21 protein-coding genes and 1 riboswitch are annotated in these 23,507 nt (G+C 45.9%); of the genes, 8 read left to right on the forward strand and 13 right to left on the reverse strand.

What is annotated here, in order from left to right:
- Nucleotides 1-21 precede the first annotated feature (21 nt).
- The 7 genes from AC1WMD_RS00910 to AC1WMD_RS00940 all read right to left on the reverse strand — a co-directional run bounded on the left by AC1WMD_RS00910 (nucleotide 22) and on the right by AC1WMD_RS00940 (nucleotide 2,289).
- Entirely contained in the window at nucleotides 22-243 is a 222-nt protein-coding gene (locus AC1WMD_RS00910; protein ID WP_494255763.1) for a spore germination protein, read from the reverse strand.
- On the reverse strand, nucleotides 243-668 hold the full coding sequence (locus AC1WMD_RS00915; protein WP_494255764.1) for a spore germination protein GerPE: 426 nt from the start codon (nucleotides 666-668) through the stop codon (nucleotides 243-245). The genes AC1WMD_RS00910 and AC1WMD_RS00915 overlap by 1 nt, the downstream gene beginning before the upstream one ends.
- Nucleotides 669-670: 2 nt before the next feature.
- On the reverse strand, nucleotides 671-853 hold the full coding sequence (locus AC1WMD_RS00920; RefSeq protein ID WP_494255765.1) for a spore germination protein GerPD: 183 nt from the start codon (nucleotides 851-853) through the stop codon (nucleotides 671-673).
- Nucleotides 853-1,452, reverse strand: coding sequence for a spore germination protein GerPC (locus tag AC1WMD_RS00925; RefSeq protein WP_494255962.1), 600 nt, complete (start codon nucleotides 1,450-1,452; stop codon nucleotides 853-855). Before AC1WMD_RS00925 ends, AC1WMD_RS00920 begins: the two co-directional genes overlap by 1 nt.
- Nucleotides 1,453-1,536: 84 nt before the next feature.
- The gene (locus AC1WMD_RS00930) at nucleotides 1,537-1,761 is read right to left on the reverse strand and encodes a spore germination protein GerPB (RefSeq protein WP_043903737.1); all 225 of its coding nucleotides are present in this window, start codon (nucleotides 1,759-1,761) and stop codon (nucleotides 1,537-1,539) included.
- A gap of 14 nt (nucleotides 1,762-1,775) precedes the next feature.
- Nucleotides 1,776-1,997, reverse strand: a complete 222-nt coding sequence (locus AC1WMD_RS00935; protein ID WP_017436502.1) for a spore germination protein — start codon at nucleotides 1,995-1,997, stop codon at nucleotides 1,776-1,778.
- A gap of 67 nt (nucleotides 1,998-2,064) precedes the next feature.
- Entirely contained in the window at nucleotides 2,065-2,289 is a 225-nt protein-coding gene (locus tag AC1WMD_RS00940; RefSeq protein ID WP_043903739.1) for a spore germination protein, read from the reverse strand.
- A gap of 173 nt (nucleotides 2,290-2,462) precedes the next feature.
- On the opposite strand from AC1WMD_RS00940, the gene AC1WMD_RS00945 reads away from it, so the two are divergent.
- The 3 genes from AC1WMD_RS00945 to AC1WMD_RS00955 all read left to right on the forward strand — a co-directional run bounded on the left by AC1WMD_RS00945 (nucleotide 2,463) and on the right by AC1WMD_RS00955 (nucleotide 5,615).
- Nucleotides 2,463-2,687 carry a spore germination protein gene (locus AC1WMD_RS00945; RefSeq protein ID WP_017436504.1) on the forward strand — a complete coding sequence of 75 codons (225 nt, stop codon included), beginning with the start codon at nucleotides 2,463-2,465 and terminating at the stop codon, nucleotides 2,685-2,687.
- A 95-nt stretch (nucleotides 2,688-2,782) separates the two neighbouring features.
- A complete protein-coding gene (locus AC1WMD_RS00950; RefSeq protein WP_494255766.1) occupies nucleotides 2,783-4,375 on the forward strand; it encodes a fatty acid--CoA ligase in 1,593 nt (530 codons plus the stop codon).
- Between the two features lie 64 nt (nucleotides 4,376-4,439).
- The gene (locus AC1WMD_RS00955) at nucleotides 4,440-5,615 is read left to right on the forward strand and encodes a DUF418 domain-containing protein (RefSeq protein ID WP_494255767.1); all 1,176 of its coding nucleotides are present in this window, start codon (nucleotides 4,440-4,442) and stop codon (nucleotides 5,613-5,615) included.
- Nucleotides 5,616-5,625: 10 nt separating this feature from the next.
- Here AC1WMD_RS00955 and AC1WMD_RS00960 read toward each other — a convergent pair whose 3' ends face one another.
- Nucleotides 5,626-5,799, reverse strand: coding sequence for a Spo0E family sporulation regulatory protein-aspartic acid phosphatase (locus AC1WMD_RS00960; RefSeq protein WP_088124105.1), 174 nt, complete (start codon nucleotides 5,797-5,799; stop codon nucleotides 5,626-5,628).
- A 312-nt stretch (nucleotides 5,800-6,111) separates the two neighbouring features.
- On the opposite strand from AC1WMD_RS00960, the gene AC1WMD_RS00965 reads away from it, so the two are divergent.
- On the forward strand, nucleotides 6,112-7,017 hold the full coding sequence (locus tag AC1WMD_RS00965; protein WP_043903743.1) for a fumarylacetoacetate hydrolase family protein: 906 nt from the start codon (nucleotides 6,112-6,114) through the stop codon (nucleotides 7,015-7,017).
- 38 nt (nucleotides 7,018-7,055) lie between these two features.
- On the opposite strand, the gene AC1WMD_RS00970 is transcribed toward AC1WMD_RS00965, so the two are convergent.
- Nucleotides 7,056-8,252, reverse strand: coding sequence for an ornithine--oxo-acid transaminase (locus tag AC1WMD_RS00970; protein ID WP_494255768.1), 1,197 nt, complete (start codon nucleotides 8,250-8,252; stop codon nucleotides 7,056-7,058).
- Between the two features lie 265 nt (nucleotides 8,253-8,517).
- On the opposite strand from AC1WMD_RS00970, the gene AC1WMD_RS00975 reads away from it, so the two are divergent.
- Both AC1WMD_RS00975 and AC1WMD_RS00980 read left to right on the forward strand, forming a co-directional pair.
- A complete protein-coding gene (locus AC1WMD_RS00975) occupies nucleotides 8,518-8,871 on the forward strand; it encodes a YisL family protein (RefSeq protein WP_043903745.1) in 354 nt (117 codons plus the stop codon).
- A gap of 123 nt (nucleotides 8,872-8,994) precedes the next feature.
- Complete coding sequence (locus AC1WMD_RS00980) at nucleotides 8,995-11,865, forward strand: EAL domain-containing protein (RefSeq protein WP_494255963.1); 2,871 nt, start codon at nucleotides 8,995-8,997, stop codon at nucleotides 11,863-11,865.
- 33 nt (nucleotides 11,866-11,898) lie between these two features.
- Here the strand turns inward: AC1WMD_RS00980 and AC1WMD_RS00985 are convergent, their stop codons facing one another.
- Entirely contained in the window at nucleotides 11,899-12,447 is a 549-nt protein-coding gene (locus tag AC1WMD_RS00985; RefSeq protein ID WP_043903747.1) for a DUF2777 domain-containing protein, read from the reverse strand.
- Nucleotides 12,448-12,724: 277 nt separating this feature from the next.
- On the opposite strand from AC1WMD_RS00985, the gene asnB reads away from it, so the two are divergent.
- Both asnB and AC1WMD_RS00995 read left to right on the forward strand, forming a co-directional pair.
- Nucleotides 12,725-14,572 (forward strand): asparagine synthase (glutamine-hydrolyzing), encoded by a 1,848-nt coding sequence (asnB, locus tag AC1WMD_RS00990; RefSeq protein WP_494255769.1) that lies wholly within the window; start codon nucleotides 12,725-12,727, stop codon nucleotides 14,570-14,572.
- Between the two features lie 320 nt (nucleotides 14,573-14,892).
- The gene (locus tag AC1WMD_RS00995) at nucleotides 14,893-16,425 is read left to right on the forward strand and encodes an alpha-amylase family glycosyl hydrolase (RefSeq protein ID WP_494255770.1); all 1,533 of its coding nucleotides are present in this window, start codon (nucleotides 14,893-14,895) and stop codon (nucleotides 16,423-16,425) included.
- 483 nt (nucleotides 16,426-16,908) lie between these two features.
- Here AC1WMD_RS00995 and AC1WMD_RS01000 read toward each other — a convergent pair whose 3' ends face one another.
- The 3 genes from AC1WMD_RS01000 to AC1WMD_RS01010 form a co-directional block, all read right to left on the reverse strand.
- On the reverse strand, nucleotides 16,909-17,772 hold the full coding sequence (locus AC1WMD_RS01000; RefSeq protein WP_043903750.1) for an SDR family oxidoreductase: 864 nt from the start codon (nucleotides 17,770-17,772) through the stop codon (nucleotides 16,909-16,911).
- Between the two features lie 128 nt (nucleotides 17,773-17,900).
- On the reverse strand, nucleotides 17,901-21,311 hold the full coding sequence (gene metH, locus AC1WMD_RS01005; protein ID WP_494255771.1) for a methionine synthase: 3,411 nt from the start codon (nucleotides 21,309-21,311) through the stop codon (nucleotides 17,901-17,903).
- Nucleotides 21,304-23,154, reverse strand: coding sequence for a bifunctional homocysteine S-methyltransferase/methylenetetrahydrofolate reductase (locus AC1WMD_RS01010; protein ID WP_043903752.1), 1,851 nt, complete (start codon nucleotides 23,152-23,154; stop codon nucleotides 21,304-21,306). Before AC1WMD_RS01010 ends, metH begins: the two co-directional genes overlap by 8 nt.
- Before the next feature lie 76 nt (nucleotides 23,155-23,230).
- Nucleotides 23,231-23,334: riboswitch (SAM riboswitch) on the reverse strand.
- Between the last annotated feature and the right edge of the window lie 173 nt (nucleotides 23,335-23,507).

The raw sequence follows: 23,507 nt of genomic DNA on the forward strand, positions 1-23,507 counted from the left end.
CTTTTTGAAACGGCGGCTTTGTTAGTTATTGGCGGCGACGTTGCTGTCAAACTGATCCGGGTCAAACGTGTTGGTCAAACTGAAGCCATTATTGGTAACGACAAAATCTCCAGTATTAAATCCTCCCGAACCGGCTTGCGTTTTTGTTGCTGCTTTCGGAGCGATATACAGGCAATCCCCCATTTGTACAACCGCTCCGCTGCTAACATTATTAATTTTAATTGGTCCGACGACAGAAGGCATTATTTCTCATCCTTTACTGTTGGCGAGGTTGTTTGTGTATTTCCCATAGAAGGTGCTGAAGAATTCGGCGCAAGCTGGCGGATATGTTTAATTCTTGCTTCCGCATCAACGGTAGATGTTGAACCGATATGCACCACACCGGCCGTGGAAACCGCTAGTACACGAACGGAACGGACGGAGATAACGGGAGATTGATGAAGTGTTTGCAGCGAAATGTTGCGGCGGTTCGATTGAATTTTTGGAATCGGTTTTGTAAAAATAGGAAAGCTAATTTCCCCTTCGTTTCCAAAAAATAGCTCATATTGCCGCTGGACAGCTAAAACGCGAGCACGGGGAGTAATTTTTTGCGAATCGCCAATCTGTAAAACGGAACTAAAAAGGAGCGTTTCCTCATGAAAGAATTGGACGATCGATGTTCGTTTCATCATTACCCTCCTCTTTGGACGAGCGGAACGAACGGTCCGATGATTAATGATTCTGGAGGAGTGTCAAAAGCGGACGCGATATTAATGACATCCGCATCGCCGATTAAAAAAACGGCGGAGCTTGTTACAGCTATTACATGAATATCTCCAACATGAACATCACGGTTGATCACAGTATAATTCATCATTCTCCACCTTGCTTTGGCAAATGTTTTAGAAAAAGGTCAATCGATTGTTCAATATCCATCTTTACTTTTTGAAAAATTTCGTTTACGACGGTCTCATCATTGTCTGATTTAGGAACGTATCCGTTATTCATTTTTTGATGCAAATAAAAACGAATTCGTTCGTCTACTTGCCGGGCAATGTCTTGCAAAATAAAATGTCGATACGTGTCATCAAGACGATGTGCGTACTGTTTTTCAAATTTTTTTATTGTCTCCTTTGCTTCCTTTCCTAAATAAGCATAAACTTTTTCTTGAATGTTGCGGAATAAGACGGGTTCCGGCTTCGGAACGACTGTTTGTTTTGGTTGAACGGCAAAATCTTCGATAACGTTGCCAGCCCCGTTAGGAGTGATGCCGATATTTAACGTTCCTTCCAATGTTTCCACTTTTAATTGATCAAATTTATATTCGATTCGCTCAATAGTGGTGCGAGGTTGCTGTTCCAGTTCTTTTAGCTGATTTTCTAGTAGGAGAAGCCGCTGTTCTAACGTCTGTATTTTTTTTGTTTGCCATGACAAATAGCGCCGTAGCTTTACCAAATAATCATATAGGAGCATAATCGTGAACTCATCCTCTCCAAAGTCCCTTCTTACTTCAATATATGGACGACCAGTTATTGTCATCACCATTTTCATGATTTTCTAACGTGTGGCTGAATGGAGAGGAACGAGAGGAGCGGCTGCTTCTCCTGCGAGCGGAACAGTAGCGGCCGCCTGCGGAGCAGGTTCCGTGTACCCTCCTGTGTTCATTAATGTAGAAAGCGCTTGGATGCTGCCTGCGCTGCCGATTTGCAGTACGGATGAGTTCGTGACAGAGCCAATTTTCAATTGGTAAATACATATACTTTGATTAATGTAAAAATTCAATTTCTTCTCCTCCTTTAAGCGTTGGCTACCACATTTTCATCGGCGACATCCGCGTCATTGGTATTTGTATTGCTATAATAGTTGTAAATATGCAGACCATCCCCCGTGTTAAACGAACCGGCGCCGGCAAATGTTTTGGCAACGCTTTGGGGCGAAATCGCAAACACGTCTCCAATATGAAACACGCCGCTGCTTGAGATGCTATTTAATTTGACAACTCCGACAAATGCTGGCATAAGGTATACACCTTTCTTTTATGTCTTACATTTAGTGTATGGGCACAGCAGCAAAAAGGTGAGCGTTCTAGTTGTTTGCCACATTGTTCGAGTCGGCGACGTCCGCATCTCCTGTGTTTGTAAAACTGACAAACGTGTTGGTTTGTAAAAAATCGCCATTATTGCTTCCGCCGGAGCCAGTGTTAGATTTTAGCGTGCTTTTCGGGGCAATTTGCAATACATCTCCAAAATTTACGGTGCCATCTCCGCTCACATGTGTAATTTTAATTGGACCGCTAACAAATGAAGGCATAGGGCTCCCCCTTTTTCTCGTTGCTTACTGTCAGTGTATGAATGGGGAAGGAAAACGGTTCAATATAGGATGGGTGTCCAAGCGAATCTATTTTTTGATCATATGCTAATCATTGAACTACCCTCGCTTTTACTTCCCTGTATTTTAAGAAAAAATGAAAAGGAGAATGAGTGATGCCGGCAATGATTATTGGCGGAATTAAAGTGACGAACGTGAGTGGAAATGGCACGGTCAATATGGGAGATGTGCTGCAAATCGCTCCGAAAAGCACAACAAAATCAAATTCAGGGGCAGGAGGAGGAAATTCAGGCGATTTTCTGCAGACGAATACGTTTTGCAGTGTCGTTAATCTATTAGACCCTGATGCGGTAGACTCAGGGGTGAAAGGCAATAATTAGGTGGTCGTGATGGACAAAGACCATCTTTTTCTTTTGCGAAAAGTTATATATACTATAATTATGAATTTTCTAAAACATAGTTAGGAGATGGGAGAATGAATGTGCCATTAGTGTTGACACAGTTTTTAGATCGGGCTGTTTCCCTGTATGGAGACAAAACGGCCATGATTTGTTCCGGACGAACAGTTACATACAGACAGCTAGGCGAGCGCGTAAATCAACTTTCTCACGGTCTAAAACAGTTAGGGGTAGAAAAAGGGGATCGCGTGGCATATTTAGCGCCAAACACGCTCGAAATGCTAGAAGGATTTTACGGCGTCTTTCAGCTCGGTGCGATTATAGTGCCGTTGAATACGCGCCTCAAGCCCGACGATTATTTGTTTATTTTAAATCATAGCGAAAGCAAAGTGTTGTTTGTCGATCAAGACTTGTACCACTTAATTGCGCCGATTAAAGATCAGCTGCAAACAGTAAAGACGATTATCGTTCATCAAAAAAATAAAGAAACAAATGAAATCGATTACGACGAATGGCTCGGGCAATATCCAGCTGTGCCCGTTGACCGTCCGGATATCGATGAGAACGATGTATGCAGTCTTTTATATACGAGCGGAACGACGGGAAATCCAAAAGGAGTCATGCTGACGCACCGCAACAATTACCTTCATGCGTTGATTGCGATGCATCATCTCCGTGTTTCCGATCAAGATACGCATTTGCACGTATTGCCGATGTTTCACGTCAACGGCTGGGGGGCGCCGTTTTATTATACGGCCAACGGAGCGACACAGATCGGCTTGCGCAAGGTTGATCCAAAAGTGATTTTTGATTATATTCAAACATATCAGGTTAGCGTCATGCATATGGCGCCGACGGTATTAAATATGCTGTTGCAGTACTATGATGAGCATAAGCCGGCGATTGACCACCCAATCCGCGTCGTGATTGCCGGTTCAGCGCCGCCTCCAGCGTTTGTCACGCGCGTCGAACAAGATCTTGGTTGGGAGTTTATTCAAGTATACGGCATGACAGAGTCTTCTCCGCTTAACACGATCTCAACGATTCGCCCGCATTTACGCCATTTGCCGCTGAAAGAACAATATCGTATAAAAGCAAAAGCGGGGTATCCGATGATCGGTTGTGAAGTAAAGGTGGTAGATGAATACGGTGATGAAGTGCCGCATGATGGAAAAACGATCGGTGAAGTCATTATAAGAAGTAACAATGTCATGAAAGGCTATTGGAAAAATCCAGAGGCAACCATGGAGACGATCCGCAACGGCTGGCTGTATACCGGTGACATGGCGACAGTCGATGAATACGGAAATATTGATATTGTTGACCGAAAAAAAGATATTATTATTAGCGGCGGAGAAAATATTTCTTCGATTGAAGTAGAAGGGGTGCTGTACGAGCATCCGGCGGTGCTGGAAGCAGCGGTGATCGCGGTGCCGCACGAAAAATGGGGAGAAACGCCGCATGCATTTGTGGTCGTGCGCCCGGGACATGAAGTGACAGAGCAGGAATTAATCGCTTTTTCACGGGAAAAGCTCGCCCATTTTAAAGCGATTACCGGCGTCACTTTTGTTGAGGAATTGCCAAAAACGGCGTCCGGGAAAATTCAAAAAGTTCATTTGCGCAAACAATATTGGGATTCGGTCGGAAAAACTGGCCGTTACGTAAACTAAAAATGGCGTCCGCGATATGCGGAGCCTTTTTTCTATTAAAGCACGCAGAAAGAAAGGAGAAAAAATGAGCCAACCATCCAGTGAACAGCGGATTATAGTTATCGACGTGCTGCGCGGCTTTGCCCTGCTTGGCATTTTGCTCGTGAATATGCCGCATTTTTCTTCACCGGTACTATATGATAGAAAAGAATTCAACGGACTGGACCGTTGGACAGCAGTGATTGTCGACATTGCTTGTGAGGCGAGTTTTTACCCGTTGTTTGCCTTTTTATTTGGTTTTAGCATGGTTTTATTTCGCCATCGGCTGCAGCAAAGGCATCTCCCGTTTGAATTCATTTTGGTACGGCGGCTTATTGCTTTATTGGCGATTGGGGTAGTCCATGCTTTTGGCATTTGGTTTGGCGATATTTTAATTCCTTACGCCCTTGCCGGAGCAATATTGCTTTTGTTTTTCAAAACCCGGCCGCGCGTATGGCTTATCGGGGCGATGATTTGCTTTTTTATCCCTCATCTGTTGATGCTGCTGTTGCTTGGAATGACGGTCTTTTCCGGGAAGGAAGGGAGCGGTGAAGATCAAGATGTTCAGCTGGCGGCAGAAGCAATCGATCATTACCAAAACGGATCGCTATCTGATATTTTCTGGCAGCGGTGGAATGATTGGATGTACGTCAACGGCTCAGGAGGGCTGCTGTTTACGGTGATGACGGTGCTACCGCTTTGCCTGATTGGCGGATATGTCGCGCAAAAACGATGGATCGAGGAGGCGGAGCGCCATACGGCGGTGTTTCGTCATGTAGCGCTGCTCTCGCTGATAGCAGGGCTATTTTTAAAAACATTGCCATACTTTACCGTAAACAATGGCTTTACAATGTATATCCAAAATATATTCGGTGGAACGTCATTAGCATGTTTTTACGGAACGGCTATTGTCCTATTGTTTCAAAAAAGGCGATGGAAACAACAACTAATAGTTTTTCAATATATCGGAAAAATGTCGCTGACAAACTATTTGCTGCAATCGCTCTGTTGCACGTTGCTGTTTTATCATTATGGATTTGGCTGGTATGGCAAAATGGGCATGTTTGCCGGCGCGCTGCTTGCGCTTTTTCTCTATAGCGCGCAGTTGGTGATCAGCCGCAAGTGGCTTCGGCATTTCCACTTTGGCCCGGCCGAGTGGGTATGGCGTTGGGTGACGTATGGAAAAAAGCCGCCTCTGTATAAACAAAAAAGCCCCTCGTAAAGGGGCTGTATTATTGAGGGACGGGCGAGGAAGGGAGAGGGGTTAGTACAGTTTGCTGTAAATAACGATTGATCAGTTCATCTAGTTCTTGACTGCATTGAATGGTTTCTTTTGCGGTAAATCCGTGCGTCAATGCTAATTCGATCATCTGTTGCCGTTTTTCCTCAATTAGAACAAGAACCATTGCATTCACCATCAATCTTTTTTTATTCTGAAGGAATTCTCTTTCTTTATATATGGAAACCCTTGAGAATAAACCCTGTCCCATGCTGCAAAATGGCGTCATGCTTTTGGCATGATTCAAAAGTCATGATCGTCAATGAGGAAAAGAACTAAACATTATTATACATATAGCGACGAAAAAAGAAAGACATTCGCTAAAACAAGCAATAAAATTTCTAATTTAGACAAATTTCAACAAATAGTAGGGTTTTTGTGTAAAATCGAGAATATAAACAAATATGCATAAATTTTCAATATTAAAGGAGAGTGGACAATGAAGTTTGTAACAGCAGAGCATCGTGGTGAGACGTTTGTCGGCGTCGTTGAACAAGATGGAGGAAAAGTCATTCACTTGCGCCTTGCCGAACAGGCGATGGACCAGCGCGCGACGATCCCTTCATCATTGCTTGAGTGCATTAAGCAAGGGGATTCGTTTCTAGAGCGGGCAGAAGAAATCGTTGCCTGGGCAAAAGAAAATCGAGCTGCGCCATACGTCTATGATTTGGCCAGCGTACATTTGCTTGCCCCGATTCCGCGGCCAGCGAAAAATATTTTTTGTATCGGCAAAAACTATGCCGATCATGCAATGGAACTGGGTGGAAAGTCGCATATTCCAGAACATCTTATTGTCTTCTCCAAAGTTCCGACTACTGTTATTGGACATGAAGAAACGATCTTGCGGCATGCCGGGGTGACCGATGAAGTCGACTATGAAGGAGAGCTTGCCGTTGTCATCGGCAAACGGGGACGAGCGATTCGCAAAGAAGAGGCGCTCGATTACGTGTTCGGCTATACAATCATTAATGATGTGACGGCGCGCGATTTGCAAGAACGCCATGAGCAATATTTGCTTGGAAAAAGTTTAGATACATTCTGTCCAATGGGACCGTGGATTGTGCACCGGTCGCTCATTAAAAATCCAAATAAACTGCAAATTGAGACGAAAGTAAACGGAGAAGTTCGCCAAAAAGCAAATACGGAGCAATTCATTTTTAATATCGAGACGATCATTGAAACCATCTCCCGCGGCATTACGCTAGAACCAGGGGATATTATCGCAACCGGAACGCCGGCAGGAGTCGGTAAAGGGATGAAGCCGCCGCGCTTTTTGCAAGTCGGTGATGTCGTAGAGATTACCGTCGAAGGAATCGGAACGTTGCGAAATACCGTTGGGGAGTAAAAAACGGGGCGTTTTCTGTCCTTGCCCCGTTTTTCTTTTTACGATTCAGCAAATACTTTTTTCACCCGCTCGATCGCCCAATCCAATTCTTCTTTTGTAATGACAAGCGGTGGAGCGAAGCGGATGACCGTATCATGCGTTTCTTTGCACAACAATCCTTCTTCTTTTAGTTTTTCGCAATATGGGCGGGCGGAAGTATGGAGTTCTACGCCAATAAACAATCCTCTGCCGCGCACTTCTTTAATGTCAGGATGCTGAATTTCTTGCAGTTTTTCGATAAAGTAATTACCTAATTCCAAGGAACGTTCCGGCAGTTTTTCTTCAATAATGACATCGAGCGCTGCGATCGATACCGCACATGCAAGCGGATTTCCGCCAAAGGTAGAGCCGTGCGAACCAGGATTGAAAACACCGAGTATGTCGCGGTTAGCCGCAACACAAGAAATTGGGAATACACCGCCGCCTAATGCTTTGCCGAGGATGTACATATCCGGAACGACGTTTTCCCAGTCGCAGGCGAACATTTTTCCGGAACGGCCGAGACCAGATTGAATTTCGTCAGCAATATAAAGGACGTTATGTTGTTTACATACTTCATATGCTTCTTTTAAGAAGCCATTCGGCGGGATATTAATTCCTGCTTCGCCTTGAATCGGTTCGAAAATAAACGCTGCCGTATTTGGTGTTATTGCTTTCTTTAACGCTTCCACATCGCCGTATGGAATGATTTTAATGCCCGGAAGCATCGGACCGAATCCACGTTTATATTCTTCGCTCGAAGACATCGATACCGCTGTCATTGTCCGGCCGTGGAAATTGTTTTCACAAACGATGATTTCCGCTTGATCTTTTTCTACCCCTTTTACGTCGTACGCCCAGCGCCGTGCTGCTTTAAACGCGGTTTCCACCGCTTCGGCGCCGGTATTCATCGGCAGCACCATATCTTTGCCTGTCAGCTTTGCCACTTTTTCATACCAAGGACCAAGCTGGTCGTTATGGAAGGCGCGCGAAGTTAAAGTAATGCGGTCCGCCTGTTCTTTTAATGCCTGAATGATTTTCGGATGGCGATGCCCTTGGTTAACGGCTGAGTAAGCACTTAACATATCCATGTAACGATTGCCTTCCGGATCTTCTACCCATACCCCTTCCCCTTTGCTGAGAACGACTGGAAGCGGGTGATAGTTATTGGCGCCATATTGCTCAGTTAAACGAATAATTTCGGTTGTTTTGCTCATGAGCGTTCCTCCTTAAATAGATAATAAAATTATAATTTTTGCGCTATTTCTTATTATAGCAAAAAAGAAATATCTTTGGCGGAAAATGGAGTTGGTCTCGCCGATATAGGTAAGATGGATTTTCAACAGTATGAGGATAAAAGCATCGCGATCTCTGTTAAATTCCTTTCATGTCGAAAGAAATGCTTTTTTGTTGTATAAAGTTTGTTTTTTTCTATACGTGCATGCTATGATGGAAATGAATGTGCGAAAATGGAGGGATTTTATGACACACGCGCATATTACGAGCTGGCTGATTATGATCATATTGTTTTTGATCACGGTTTCATTGCAACGTTCAGGGTCTTCGAAAGCGAAAATGGTGCAAATGGTGCTGCGGTTGTTTTATATCATTACGATCATAACGGGTGTGCTTTTATTACATAGCCTTGCCTCGATTTCCATATTATATGTGCTTAAGACGCTTGCTGGTTTATGGGTCATCGGGGCGATGGAAATGGTTTTAGCGGCGATGAAAAAAGGGAAAAGCACGGCCGTTGCCTGGGGACAATGGGTTGTTGCGTTCGTCCTTGTCCTATTTTTAGGCTTGATGTTACCACTGGGGTTCGATCTCTTTTAAAACAGGCGGCAATTCCGTATGGAGTTGCTGCTTTTGCTTATGCATAAAATGTGGTATGTTAATAGAAAGAACATTTCATAAATTTTTGTAATATTCGAATAAGTGTGGTGAAGCATAATGAATATGCACCAGTTTCGCTGCCATAATGTCAAAGAGTTATGTCATTTGATCGAGCAGTACCACATTGCTCAATATGACCATCTTTTTGTGCAAATTGCCGTAAATAGCACAGACGAAGGAGATGTTCGGGAAATCGTCGAACTGATTGAACGCCGTCTTCCGCATGCCCAATTATTAGGGATGATGGCGCATCGTGAACATGTTGGCGATGATGCACGATTTTTTATATGTTTTACCTCATTTGAGAAGACGAGCGTTCATTCCGTTTTATTGCCTTATGAAGAATTTGCTCACCCACTTGAGCTTGTTACGTATATATCCGATACTCTCATCACAGAGGAAACGAATCTTCTTCTTTTGTTTACGGACCAAGCAAGCAATCTTCAGCCGCTTGTCCGCCATTTGCCGTTAGTAAACGAAAAAATGGCTGTCATTGGCGGCTGTGTGCCTAAAGGCGGAATGCTGTTTTCCCGGGAAGGATTGGTTGCCGGCGGAGTAGTGGCAGTTAGTTTTAGTGGCGCTTCTTTACGCATTCAATCGTTGCACCCGTTTTTATGGGAGACGGTCGGCACAGCCTTCTCCATAACGAAATGTCATGAAAATATATTATATGAACTTGACGGAAAGAAAGCGGCCATATTGCTGCAACGTTATTTAGGAAAGGAATTTATCGAGCGATTGCCTTTTTCGGGGACGGAATTTCCGCTCATTGTCGAAAGAAATGGCCATAAAGAATGTTTACCGGTTGTAAAGGTAAATGAAGACGGTTCTGTTGAATTAAACGGCGACATCGAGCAAGGTGAGAAAGTAAAGTTTAGCTATGTTCATGCTCCGTCATTATATTGGAATATGCATGATGCCTTCCATCAATTAACAAAAAAATGGCCGGAAGCGATTTTTTTCTATCAAGGCACCGCATTGCAAGGATACGCACATCCTATGCTGCAGCAAGCAGCGGCGACGTTAGAGCAAGTCGCTCCAACTTTTGCCCCGTTTGTCTTTGCCGAACTTGTGATAAAAGATCAATATTCTCCGATACGATTTGCAGCGTTTAGCATGATTGCTTTATCCGAAGGAAGCCAAAATCGCAATCGTGACAACGTTTCTTCGTCTTTGTCGGTTTCCGAGGCATTTCAAGGGATCGTGACGCTTGCTCATTTAATATCCACTTCTTCTCGTGACATGGAGCAGCTTCACGTTCGCGCACAAATATCAGAGCAGCGGTATAAATCGCTGTTTGAACATAATACCGATATTGTGTATTCCACCGATTTGCACGGCAATTTGACAAGCGTGAATCCTGCGTTTGAGCAAGTGCTTGGCTACAAAAAAGAAGAAATTTTATATACGAACTCGCTAAAATATATCCATCCCAATGATATTCCCCGCGTCAGTCGCTATTTTTATCGGGCGCTGCGCGGAAAGGTGCAAACTTACAATTTGGAGATTCCGACCAAATCAGGAGAGAAGCTGCTGTTTCAAATTAAAAATGTCCCTATTGTTGTCGGTGGAAAAAAAGTAGGGATTTACGGAATCGGCCGAAATATTACGGAGCAGAAAAAGGCAGAAGAAAAGATAGCTTATTTAGCATATTATGATCCGGATACCCATTTGCCGAACCGAACTAAATTGATGGAAATCATCGACGAGCAGTTGGAAAAGGCAGAGCGAAAACATAGAAAGCTAGCGGTGATACTGATCGACTTGGACCGCTTTAAATTGATTAATGACAGTGTTGGGCATTATGCGGGCGATGAAATTTTAAAGCAGATTGTCCAGCGCATTCAGCATGTGTTGCCAATGGGAGCGCAGTTAGGAAGATTTCATGGAGATAAGTTTTGTCTGCTGCTACCGGGAGGGATGGATGCGGAAGCGGCATTTGAAACAGCGACGTGCATTGCAAAAGAAGTAGCGAAACCGATTTTGTATGAAAGCAAAGAATTTTTTATTACGGCGAGTATTGGCATTTGTTTTTATCCGGATGATGGGGTAGATAAACATTCATTGTTAAAAAATGCGGATATCGCCGTCAATATGGCGAAAAAAAGCGGAGGCAACCGAATTCAATTTTATGCTGCAAAAATGAACGAAGAAATGTTATATCGTTTAGAAATGGAAGGATATTTGCGGAAAGCGCTGGAAAATCAAGAGCTGTTTCTTTGTTACCAGCCGATCATGGATATACATACCGGTGCCATCATCGGCAATGAGGCGTTGATTCGTTGGCACCATCCGAAGTTGGGGCTTGTTAGACCAGGCGAATTTATTCCGTTGGCGGAAGAAACGGGGCTCATTCACGACATTGGCCGCTGGGTGCTGACGACTGCTTGCAGACAGACGAAAGAGTGGCAACAGCTAGGGAATGAGCAACTCTCTGTTTTTGTCAACGTATCAGCAACGCAATTTCAGCATGAACACTTTATTGATGATGTCAAACAGGCGTTAAAGCAATCACAGCTTTCCCCAAACTGTTTGCATTTAGAGCTGACAGAAAACTCGATGCTTCGTCATCTTTCGAGCAGCATTCAAGTGATGAACGAGCTAAAGCAGCTCGGTGTCGGCATTGCCGTCGATGATTTTGGGAGTGGATACGCTTCCTTTAGCTATTTAAAAAGGTTGCCGGCAACTACCTTAAAAATCGACCGCTCTTTTATCGAACAGCTTCATACCAATCAATCTGACACTGCGATTGTCAAGGCGATCATTACGATGGGCCATGGATTGGGACTAAAAACGATCGCCGAAGGAGTGGAAACGGTGGAGCAGCTGGAATTGTTAAAAATGCTTCATTGCCGCTACGCCCAAGGATATGTGTTATATCCGCCGCTGGCGGCAGAGGAGTTAGCGGGATATATGGTAGCACGGGAAAAATAAAAAAGCGGGGAAAGAATTCTCTCTTTCCCCTGTTTATCCAAGCTGAGTGCAAATAAACCGCTCTCCGTTATTAAATGTGATTTCAAAGTGATCTTTATATGTATTCCCGCGTTCGTAGTAGTGCTGAACGTTGCTGATTAGTTCGGTGTTGTCGTAAATAATGAAATTCACGCCTGTATATTTTGCAAACAACAATCCATTGTAGCAGTATAAACAATCATATAACGAAAAACCAAGCTGATTTAGCCATTGTACGAACTGAAAAAACGTTTGATCCGGAAGCGCTGCCAGCCACTGCTGATAAGCATAGGAAAAGCGTTTGCGAAAACGAACGCGGTCGCCGGTCTGAAGCGGAAACATGCCGATGCTCGTATCGACAGTTCCGTTTTCCAGCAAATAGCCGCACAGCCAATGGCCGTAACGGAACACTTCTATTTTCCCTTCTGTCATTTCCTCTAGCAATGATGCTTCTTCCTCTTCCTCATCAAAAAAAACCCACTCATCGTTTACAAATTCAACGGTTCCTTGTATATAGGCACGCTGTTGTTCATTGATGTATTGCAGGCGTTGTTCGATGTTCAAGTTTGCTCCTCCTCCTTATATTTCTTGTTTTTCCAGATCACCTTCTATTTATTCGTGCTGTTGTTGCCATCGGACAATTCATCGAAATGGGGGGGATTGCATAAAATGGAATCATGCCAATGCGGAGAAGGAGCATGTTGCTAACAGGAAAGACAAGTGTTGGTCGCTGACGTTCGAACAATATAGTTAGCTTTGTTGAAGGAAAGCGAGAAAAGTTCGGAGGATAGGATGTCAAGGAAATAACTTTTTTGTATTTATAAAGAAAGGATTGGTTCGTATGTGCGGCATCACCGGTTGGGTAAATTTTCAGCGTGATTTGCGAATAGAAAAAGAGATTATCTCGAATATGACCGAGACACTAGCAAAACGCGGACCTGATGACACGAATGCATGGTTTGGCCAACATGCTGCGTTTGGACATAAACGGCTTGTCGTCGTGGATCCGGCAGGCGGGAAACAGCCAATGACAAGGCAAAAAAACGGTTACAGTTATACCGTTGTTTATAATGGGGAATTGTACAATACGGAAGATATTCGAAAAGAGCTGTTAAAGAAAGGATATACTTTTCAAGGGCATTCGGATACCGAAGTGTTATTGAACGCTTATATCGAATGGAAAGAACGCTGTGTCGAGTGGTTCAACGGAATTTTTGCCTTTGCGATTTGGGACGAACAGCGGGAACAGCTGTTTTTAGCACGGGATCGTCTTGGCGTCAAGCCGCTTTTTTATCGTCACGGCGATGATGGTTTCTTGTTTGGTTCGGAAATTAAGGCTATCTTGGCACATCCGAACGTAAAGGCGGAAGTGGATTATGAAGGGTTGGCGGAAGTGTTCGGATTGGGTCCATCACGGACGCCAGGCCACGGAGTGTTTTGCGGGATCAAAGAATTGCGCCCGGCGCACGCGTTAACGTTTTCTCGTGAAGGGCTAAGAGTATGGCGCTACTGGAATGTGCAAAGTGACGTCCATCGAGATTCGTTGGCAGAAACGGTGGAAAAACTGCGTTCTCTCCTTATCGATGCGGTGACGCGCCAGCTTGTTTCCGATGTGCCTGTATGCACCTTTTTATCCGGTGGGGTCGATTCGAGTTCCATTACCGCCATTGCGGCGGCGGTGTTTGCCAAAGAAGGAAAAGGGCAGCTGCATACGTATTCCATTGATTACGAAGGCAATGACCAATATTTTAAAGCGAATGATTTCCAGCCCAATGCTGATGCTCCTTTTATTGAACTCATATCGAAAAAATTTCAAACCATTCATCACCGCTGCGTCATTAGTCAAGAAGACTTGTTTGACCATTTACGGGAGGCAGTGATTGTCCGGGACGTTCCAGGTATGGCTGATGTGGATTCTTCTTTGTTATGGTTTTGCAAACAAATTCGCAAAGATTTTGTCGTTAGCTTATCGGGAGAATGTGCCGATGAAATTTTTGGCGGCTACCCGTGGTTTCACCGTCCAGACGATTTGGCGCGGAGCGGATTTCCATGGATGCGTTCGACAGAAGCGCGCATCGATTTGCTAAAGGAAGACTGGAGAAAGAAATTGCGGCTGGATGAATATGTACAAACACGCTTTAGCGAAACGATTGCCGAGGTTCCAAGGCTCGAAGGGGAAAGCGCCGAGGAAGCGAAGCGGCGCGAACTGTTTTACTTAAACATGATTTGGTTTATGACGACGCTCCTTGACCGGAAAGACCGCATGAGCATGGGGGTTAGCCTAGAAGTCCGGGTGCCGTTTGCCGATCATCGGCTAGTCGAATATGTGTGGAACATTCCGTGGGAAATGAAAATGTATGGCAACCGTGAAAAAGGCATTTTGCGCAAGGCGCTCGAGGGAATTTTGCCGGAAGAAGTGCTCTATCGCAAAAAAAGTCCATATCCGAAAACGCACCATCCGCTTTATACGGAACTAGTGAAAAATTGGCTGAAAGAGCTGTTGAGCGATCGATCGTCGGTGCTTTACGAATTTTTCGATGCAAAAAAATTGGAAGAGTTAGTGGAAACAGAAGGGAAATCGTTCCAAGTGCCTTGGTTCGGGCAGCTAATGACAGGACCGCAGCTGTTGGCGTACCTCGGTCAAGTGCACGTATGGTTCCAACACTACGGCATTACGATAAAGGAATAGAGAAGAGCTGCGATAATGCAGCTCTTTTTATCATAAACGAGCGAGAACCCTCCGCTTCAACCAGAGGTAAGTGGGGAGGAGGTCAATTTGGTGAAAGGATTTGCTATTTATCTGTAATTATCGGATATTCTTTGCACAAAAACAAATTATCAAAGGGGTTTCAGAGGGAGCGGTAACACAGTATTATCTTCTGCTTTATAAATTCCTTCTTTTACAATTTTGTTAATATGGAACAAAGGGGGAATAACCGTTATGATAAAAATGGTATTACCCCTTTCCGATAAGGCAAACGATATTACGATTAAAGGGGGGAAACGGAAATGGGGAATCGAGTATTCAAACTGTTTATACTTTCGTTTCTTCTTTTTTATGCGTTTCCGGTACAAGCCGCTGAAAAAGAAGAACGAACATGGCAGGATGAAGCAATTTATTTTATCATGGTTGACCGCTTTAACAACATGGATCCAAGCAATGATGACGATGTCAACGTCAATGACCCGAAAGGCTATTTCGGCGGGGATTTAAAAGGAGTGACCGCCAAACTGGATTACATTAAAGACATGGGGTTTACGGCGATTTGGCTGACGCCGATTTTCAAAAACGAACCGGGCGGCTATCATGGCTATTGGATTGAAGATTTTTATAAAGTCGATCCGCATTTTGGCACGATGGAAGATTTAAAAAAGTTGGTCAAAGAAGCGCATAAGCGCGACATGAAAGTAATTTTAGACTTTGTTGCCAACCATACCGGCTATCATCATCCATGGCTGAATGATCTGGCAAAAAAAGATTGGTTCCATGAGAAAAAAGAAATTTTCGACTGGAATGACCAAAAGCAAGTGGAAAACGGCTGGGTGTACGGCCTGCCTGATTTAGCGCAGGAAAATCCCGAAGTGAAGCGTTATTTGATTGATGCGGCGAAATGGTGGATCAAACAGACAGATATTGACGGCTATCGTTTAGACACCGTCCGCCATGTGCCAAAATCGTTTTGGCAAGAGTTTTCCAAAGAAGTGAAGTCCGTAAAAAAAGACTTCCTCCTCCTTGGCGAAGTGTGGAGCGATGATCCACGCTATATCGCCGATTATGGTAAATATGGCATTGACGGATTCGTCGATTACCCGCTTTATAATGCGGTAACGAAGACATTGACGAAGCGCGATCAATCGTTGCGTCCGCTTTACGACGTATGGGAATATAATAAAACATTTTATGACCGCCCGTATTTGCTTGGCACCTTTTTAGATAACCATGATACGGTCCGGTTTACGAAGCTGGCGATTGACAATCGGCAAAATCCGATTTCACGAATCAAGCTGGCCATGTCTTATTTGTTCTCCGCTCCTGGCATTCCGATTATGTATTACGGAACGGAAATTGCCATGAACGGGGGACAAGACCCGGATAACCGCCGCTTAATGAATTTCCGCGCCGATCAGGAAATCATCGATTACATTAAAAAACTTGGCGAATTGCGGCAAAAACTTCCTTCCTTGCGGCGCGGCGATTTTACGTTGCTGTATGAAAAAGACGGCATGGCCGTATTTAAGCGCCATTATAAAGACGAAACAACGGTGATCGCGATTAACAATACGGAAAAAACGCAAAAGGTGCATATCACGAATGACCAGCTGGCGCCGGGAAAAGAGCTACGCGGGCTGCTTGCCGGCGATTTAGTGCGGAGCGACCGTGATGGCTATGATATTATTATCAATCGCGAAACAGCGGAAATTTACGCGCTTGCCGATAAAACAGGGATTAATGTTCCTTTCATCGTGGCGATTGTCGCTGTTTACGTATTATTTATGTTATTTTTGTATCTTGTCAAAAAGCGGTCGAAACAGGCGACGTAAGCCTAGCGTTCCAAAACAGCAAAATTTGCAAAAAAATAAATTTCCCTTTGTCGTCATCGGGAAGCCGCATCAAAAGGCGGAACAAATTATCCCGCATCGGATTGTCGAACGGTTTTCATGTGATTACTATCGAAAAAAATAAAAGCTGACCCAAACGATCGTAACAACCGATCGTTTGGAGTCAGCTTTGTTTTTTCCTATCTAGAAATACATTGCCGTAGACAGACTATTCATTCATCGTGGTATAACTAAGATTGCCGCCATTGGAGTCATCGTTATACACAAAAAAACTTGCAACAAATTGTTGCAAGTCAAGGAAGAGAGGGTGCCTTTTGCTATACGTGCAAAAGGTTGAGGAACTTGGATCAGAAGCAGCATGTATTTTTATCATAGCGGCTATATACCGGCAGCTCAACAAATATGTCAGAAAATATTACATAAAATTTACATGGTGATGAAGAATACTTCGTTTTCCGCTGCTTTCTACCCATTGATAATCTTTCCGCCATTTACATGTATCATTTGCCCCGTAATATAGGATGCCTCCTCGCTCGCTAAAAAGACGTAGCTTGGGGCGACTTCGCTCGGCTGTCCCGGCCGTTTCATCGGAGTGTTGGAGCCGAAGGTGGCGACTTGGTCGCTTGTGAATGTCGATGGAATAAGCGGAGTCCAAATCGGTCCCGGTGCAACGCCGTTGACGCGGATGCCTTGCCCGGCGAGCGATTTTGCCAGCGAACGCGTAAAGGCGACGATCGCTCCTTTCGTGGCCGAGTAGTCAATCAATTGTTCATTGCCTTCATAAGCGGTAATCGACGCCGTATTAATAATGGCGCTGCCTTTTTGCAAGTATGGAAGCGCTGCTTTTGTCAAATAAAAATAGCCGAAGACGTTCGTGCGGAATGTTTTTTCCAGCTGTTGTGAGGTGATGTTGAGCAAGCTTTTTTGCGGATGCTGCTCGGCGGCGTTATTGACGACGATGTCAAGTTTGCCAAATTGGTCGATCGTTTGTTGGACCGCTTGCTTGCAAAAGTTTTCATCGCCGACATCGCCAGCGATCAGCAAGCATGTTTTTCCTTCCTGCTCGACAAGCCGTTTTGTCTCTTGTGCGTCTTCGTGTTCGTTTAAATAAATAATCGCGATATCGGCGCCTTCTTTGGCGAAATGAATCGCGACCGCCCGGCCGATACCGCTGTCGCCACCGCTAATGATGGCGACTTTATTATGTAATTTCCCGCTTGCTTTGTATTGTTCGCTTACGGAAATTGGCTGCGGGTTCATTTCCGTTTGCAGTCCGGGCTGGTGGTTTTGGTGCTGCGGCGGCAGCGTTGTCTGTTGTTTCGTAACCATCTTCCATTCCTCCCTATGCATCATTTGTCATCGTTAGTATGGGATAAGGGAAGGGAAATATGTAATGTTGGCAAACAATCATTGCTGACCACATTGCATAAAAAAGCTGGCCGTTTTGGGCCAGCTTTTTACAGTACGTTGAAATAGCGCGCTTCTGGATGGGCGAAGACGATCGCGGAGACGGATGCTTCCGGCTCCATCATATATCCGTCCGTTAAATGGATGCCGATTTCTTCCGGATGCAGAAGGCGGAACAACTTTTCCTGATCCTCTAAGTTCGGACACGCCGGGTAGCCGAACGAGTAGCGCTGCCCTTGATATTTGGCGGCAAAGCGTTCTTCCATCGTAAAATCCGGGTCATCCGGAAAGCCCCAGCGGTCGCGCATAATTTGGTGAATGCACTCTGCAAATCCTTCCGCGATTTCGAGCGCCAATGCCTGAATCGCATGGCTTTTTAAAAATTCGCCGCTTTCTTTCCATCGCTGCGCCAGTTCGCGGATGCCTTTGCCAGCGGTGACGGCGAAAAAGCCGACGTAGTCAATTTGCCCGCTGTCTATCGGTTTTAAATAATCGGCGAGGCAAAGATACGGGGCCCGCGGCTGTCTTGGAAATTCAAACGTTTCGATCACTGTCTTCTTGTCTTCCAGAGAATAAATGTAAATGCGGTTTCCATCGCTTTGCGCCGGGAAAAATTGATATACCGCAGCTGGTGTAATCCATCGGTTTTGTTGAGCTTGTTGAAGCAGGTCATCGACGACTTGCTTTAGCATCAGCGCTTTTTCATCTTTTTCCTCAAGCAGCCGTTTCACTTTTCCTTTTAACCCAAGGTGATGTCCTAATACCATTTGCCAGTTGATGTACGGAACAATATGCGAAAGCGAAATATCTTTCAATATATGGCGTTCTAAATCTGTTGGCACAAACACGGGAACGTCGGTTGAGACGTTTGATTTTGTCGCAATAACCGTTGGCGCCGTTTTTTCTGTTTCCGTTTCTTGCTTTTTTGTTTTTGTATATTCGATTTCGTTGTGCTGCAATTGGTTGGCGAGCGCCAGCCCTTCCATCGCGTCTTTGGCGTATAGGACAATTCCATCGTATTCCGGAGCGATTTTGTTTTCTGTAAATTTACGCGTCAGCGCGGCGCCGCCGACTAAAATCGGCGTCGAAATGCCCGCCTGCCGCAAATCTTGCGCGGTGATGACCATTTGCTGCGCCGATTTGACAAGCAACCCCGATAAGCCGATGATATCCGGCTTTTCCGCCTGAACGGCTTCAATGAGCTGCTGCGGCGCCACTTTAATGCCCAAGTCAATGACATGGAAGCCGTTGTTGCTTAAAATAATGTCGACTAAGTTTTTGCCGATGTCATGCACATCGCCTTTCACGGTGGCGAGAATCACCTTTCCTTTTGTGCTGCTTTCTTTTTTCTCCATGTATGGCTCTAAAAAGGCGACCGCCGCTTTCATCACTTCTGCGCTTTGCAATACTTCGGCGACAATGAGCTGGTTATTGTTAAAGAGCCGGCCGACTTCGTCCATCCCGGCCATCAGCGGGCCGTTAATGATGTCGAGCGGGTCGGAATACGTTTGCAGCGCTTGTTCCAAATCGGTGAACAGCCCTTCTTTCGTGCCTTCAACGACATAGCCCGCAAGCCTTTCTTCTAAGCTAAGCTCTGTTTTCGCTTTTTTCGGCTCTTTTGTTTTGTCGCGGTAAAATTGGATAAACGTATTTAATGTTTCATCGTTCGTGTTAAACAGCAGTTCTTCCGCTAACCGCACTTCTTCTTCCGGAATTGAGGCGAAGCGCTCCAATTTTTCCGTGTTGACGATTGCGTAATCAAGCCCGGCCTGCGTGCAATGGTATAAAAAGACGGAGTTTAAAATTTCCCGTCCGACCGGCGGAAGCCCGAACGAGACGTTGCTGATGCCAAGCATCGTTAAACAGTGGGGCAGCCGCTCTTTAATGAGGCGGATGCCTTCGATCGTCTCTTTGGCAGAGCCGATGTATTGTTCATCGCCGGTACCGACCGGGAACACAAGCGGGTCGAAAATAATGTCATGCGGGGATACCCCGTATTTGTTGACAAGCAGATCATACGAGCGCAAAGCGATTTCCAGCTTCCGCTCGGCATGAATCGCCATTCCTTGTTCATCAATCGTGCCGACAACGACGGCGGCGCCGTATTTGTGAATGAGGGGCACGACTTTAGCAAACCGTTCTTCGCCGTCTTCCAAGTTGATCGAGTTAATGATTGCTTTTCCTTGTGAATAGGTGAGGGCGCGTTCAATGACCTGTTCGTCGGTCGAATCGATGACGAGCGGCACTTTCACTTTTTTAACGACTTGCTGAATGAATTTTTCCATATCCTCTTGTTCATTGCGGTCCGGGTCGGCCAGGCAGATGTCGATGACGTGCGCGCCGTTTTTCACTTGCGCGCGGGCGATTTCTGCCGCTTCTTCGTATTTTCCTTCAGCGATCAGCCGTTTAAATTTGCGCGAGCCGATCACGTTCGTCCGCTCGCCGACAAACAATGGCCGCATTGTTTCGTCGTAAATAAGCGGATCGATGCCGGAGACGGCATGAATGGCAAAAGACTGCGGAATTGGCCGCGGCGGAAGATCCCGGACCGCTTCGGCGATGGCGCGGATATGTTCCGGCGTCGTTCCGCAGCAGCCGCCGACGATGTTGATCCAGCCTTTTTCGGCAAAACGCTGGATTTTTTTCGCCAGCATTTCCGGCGTTTCATGGTAATGCCCTTCCTCATCAGGAAGACCAGCGTTCGGGTAGCAGCTGACCGCCGTATTGGCGAGGGAAGCGAGCGTGCGCAAATGGTCAGTCATAAACTCTGGGCCGGTCGCGCAGTTTAAGCCGACGGCAAACGGCTTCATATGCTGAACGGAGATGAAAAACGACTCAATCGTCTGTCCGGCCAGCGTCGTGCCCATCGGTTCAATTGTGCCGGAAATCATGATCGGCACCCGCCTGCCGACCGCTTCAAACGCCTTGGAAATGCCGATAAAGCCGGCTTTGACGTTTAAGGTGTCCTGACACGTTTCCAAAAGCAGCAAGTCGACGCCGCCCATTAATAGCCCGCGTGCTTGTTCTTCGTAGGCAGCGACTAATTGGTCAAACGTCACACCACCTGTGACGGACAGCGTTTTTGTCGTCGGTCCCATCGAACCGGCGACAAAGCGCGGCCAATCGGAAGTCGAGTAGGCGTCGGCGGCTTTGCGTGCGAGCTTGGCCGCTTCGATATTTAACTCAAGCGCTAAATGGCCGAGCTGATATTCATCTAACACGATGCTTGTTGCGCCAAACGTGTTCGTTTCAATAATGTCCGCGCCCGCCTGCAAGTACGCTTCATGAATGCGCTCGATCACATGTGGGGCGGTGAGCGTCAAATATTCGTTGCATCCTTCGTATGGTTCGCCGCCGAAATCGTCGGCCGAGAGCTTTGCATTTTGAATCATCGTTCCCATTGCGCCGTCAATGATGAGAATCTTTTTGGCAAGTTGTTGCTCGAGTGTTGTGTTAGCCATGGAGTACCTTCCTTTCTTGCGCGGCTTTTTCTTTTTCGTGAACATAGCGGACGAGTTCGACCGTCATTTCATAGCGTAAAAACGGCGTAATGAGGTAGATGCCGTTAAATAAGTCAAAAGCGGTGTCAATGAGCGATTTGGCGATCGCAATTCCTTCGCGCGCTGATTGCACTGGGTCGTTGCCGCATGCCGCCATGCGCGCGCGGATTTCTTCCGACAGCGTGATGCCCGGTACTTCATGGTGAAGGAAATCGGCGTTGCGCGCGCTCACTAGCGGCATAATGCCGATGTAAATAGGCGTCTCAAGATGTTTCGTCGCTTCGTACACTTCCTCGATTTGCCGTTCGGAATAAAGCGGCTGGGTAATAAAATAGTGGGCGCCGCATTGAATTTTTTTCTCCAGGCGCTCTACGGCCTTATCCAAATGGCGGACGTTCGGGTTAAAGGCCGCGGCGATCGAAAAATTCGTTTTTTGCCCGAGCGGTTTTCCCGAATACGAGAGCCCTTCATTAAACTGGCGAATGAGCCGAATCAAGTCAAACGACGATAAGTCGTAGACCGATGTCGCTCCAGGGAAATCGCCGATTTTCGATGGGTCGCCGGTAATGGCGAGCACATCGGTGATGCCGAGCGTATGCAAGCCCATTAGGTGCGACTGCAGCCCGATCAAGTTACGGTCGCGGCAGGTAATATGAATAAGCGGACGGATGCCAAGCTGCTCTTTGACGATGGAGCCGAGCGCCATGTTGCTGATTCGTGGGGTAGCCAGCGAGTTGTCAGCCAGTGTCAGCGCATCAATATTTGCTTCTTTCAACGCTTTGGCGCCCTCTAGAAATTTGGTAAGCCCTAATTTTTTCGGTGGATCGAGCTCGACGATCACCGAACGACGCTCGCGAACGATGTCTTGCAGCGGCGGCGTTGTGTTTGGTTCGTTCATTTGGATGGAAATTGGAACATGACGTTGTTTAACGACTTTTTCTTTAATTGGTGTTCGATCCACTAAGGCGTTTGCCATCGCTTCGATATGTTTTGGCGTCGTGCCGCAGCATCCGCCAATCAGGCGCACGCCTTGCTCACGGAAGGCGAGCGCTGTTTCTTTAAAATAATCGGTGTTTGTTTCATAGACAAGCCGCCCGTCGCGATAATCCGGCAGGCTTGCGTTCGGATACGCAGAGAGAAACGCTCTATTTGGCAGCGGCACTTCCTCCAGCGAACGGATCATATGGTACGGGCCGAGACGGCAGTTTAGACCGACGACATCAGCTCCCAACTGCTCCAAGCGCGCCAATGCTTCGGCAAGCGGAGTGCCGTCTTGCAAGACGCCGACTTCGTGGAGGGAGACGTGCGCGATAATCGGCTTATCCGTTTCTTTGCGCGCGATCGCAAGCACTGTCTCTAATTCTTCTAAATCGTAATACGTTTCGAGCAACAAGCCGTCGACGTCCTCGTTTAACAGCACAAACAATTGTTCGCGAAACGTCCGCTTTACCTCTTCGATGGAAACGGCGCTTTTATTGATGCTGCGCAACCCGCCGATCGTCCCAAGCACGTAGGCTTTATTTTTGGCCGCCTGTTTGGCGAGCCTTACCGCCGCGCGGTTAATCGCCGGCACCTCGTCTGCGAGTCCATAACGGGAGAGTTTGACGTAGTTGGCGCCGTACGTATTCGTTTGAATGACCTCGGCGCCCGCGGCGATATATGCTTCATGAATATGAATGATATCTTCCGGTTTCGATAAATTTAGTTCTTCAAAACATCGGTCGACGCCGTGCGAGTATAATAGCGTTCCCATCGCGCCATCGGCGATGAGGATGCGTTCTTTTAAATCTTGCAAAAGTCCCACGCTCATTCCCCCGTTCTATGAAAATGGTAAAAGAAAAAAGCCTTCTATAAGAAGAAGACTTTTTATGTATCGTCTCTTCTTATCTTCCAGGCGCTTTCGCCTGTCTGGATTTAGCACCTTGGCTTCCGCCAGGTTGCTGAGGGTTCACCGGGCCAGTCCCTCCCCCTCTCTTGATAAGAAATTCGCTATGAAGTTGTAGCCAAACGTTTCAACGATATAATTAATATATAATGTAAAGCATTTTCTGAAAATATTCAATATAATGGAATCGTTTTCAAGAAAATATTCCATCCTTCATGGAAAAAGCATTAGTGCTTGATATTTAATGAAAATAGGTTTATCCACTATAGTGA

The sequence above is a fragment of the Parageobacillus sp. NEAU-HV-2 genome, assembly GCF_059115485.1.

Excerpts from the sequence above, each read along its gene's own strand:
- AC1WMD_RS00920 (WP_494255765.1), bottom strand. The coding sequence starts at position 853 with ATGAATTATACTGTGATCAACCGTGATGTTCATGTTGGAGATATTCAT.
- AC1WMD_RS00965 (WP_043903743.1), top strand. The coding sequence starts at position 6,112 with ATGAAGTTTGTAACAGCAGAGCATCGTGGTGAGACGTTTGTCGGCGTC.
- AC1WMD_RS00955 (WP_494255767.1), top strand. The coding sequence starts at position 4,440 with ATGAGCCAACCATCCAGTGAACAGCGGATTATAGTTATCGACGTGCTG.
- metH (WP_494255771.1), bottom strand. The coding sequence starts at position 21,311 with ATGGCTAACACAACACTCGAGCAACAACTTGCCAAAAAGATTCTCATC.
- AC1WMD_RS00975 (WP_043903745.1), top strand. The coding sequence starts at position 8,518 with ATGACACACGCGCATATTACGAGCTGGCTGATTATGATCATATTGTTT.
- AC1WMD_RS00960 (WP_088124105.1), bottom strand. The coding sequence starts at position 5,799 with ATGGTTCTTGTTCTAATTGAGGAAAAACGGCAACAGATGATCGAATTA.
- AC1WMD_RS00950 (WP_494255766.1), top strand. The coding sequence starts at position 2,783 with ATGAATGTGCCATTAGTGTTGACACAGTTTTTAGATCGGGCTGTTTCC.
- AC1WMD_RS00915 (WP_494255764.1), bottom strand. The coding sequence starts at position 668 with ATGAAACGAACATCGATCGTCCAATTCTTTCATGAGGAAACGCTCCTT.
- asnB (WP_494255769.1), top strand. The coding sequence starts at position 12,725 with ATGTGCGGCATCACCGGTTGGGTAAATTTTCAGCGTGATTTGCGAATA.
- AC1WMD_RS00995 (WP_494255770.1), top strand. The coding sequence starts at position 14,893 with ATGGGGAATCGAGTATTCAAACTGTTTATACTTTCGTTTCTTCTTTTT.
- AC1WMD_RS00945 (WP_017436504.1), top strand. The coding sequence starts at position 2,463 with ATGCCGGCAATGATTATTGGCGGAATTAAAGTGACGAACGTGAGTGGA.
- AC1WMD_RS01000 (WP_043903750.1), bottom strand. The coding sequence starts at position 17,772 with ATGGTTACGAAACAACAGACAACGCTGCCGCCGCAGCACCAAAACCAC.
- AC1WMD_RS00980 (WP_494255963.1), top strand. The coding sequence starts at position 8,995 with ATGCACCAGTTTCGCTGCCATAATGTCAAAGAGTTATGTCATTTGATC.
- AC1WMD_RS00910 (WP_494255763.1), bottom strand. The coding sequence starts at position 243 with ATGCCTTCTGTCGTCGGACCAATTAAAATTAATAATGTTAGCAGCGGA.
- AC1WMD_RS00940 (WP_043903739.1), bottom strand. The coding sequence starts at position 2,289 with ATGCCTTCATTTGTTAGCGGTCCAATTAAAATTACACATGTGAGCGGA.
- AC1WMD_RS00925 (WP_494255962.1), bottom strand. The coding sequence starts at position 1,452 with ATGCTCCTATATGATTATTTGGTAAAGCTACGGCGCTATTTGTCATGG.
- AC1WMD_RS00935 (WP_017436502.1), bottom strand. The coding sequence starts at position 1,997 with ATGCCAGCATTTGTCGGAGTTGTCAAATTAAATAGCATCTCAAGCAGC.
- AC1WMD_RS00970 (WP_494255768.1), bottom strand. The coding sequence starts at position 8,252 with ATGAGCAAAACAACCGAAATTATTCGTTTAACTGAGCAATATGGCGCC.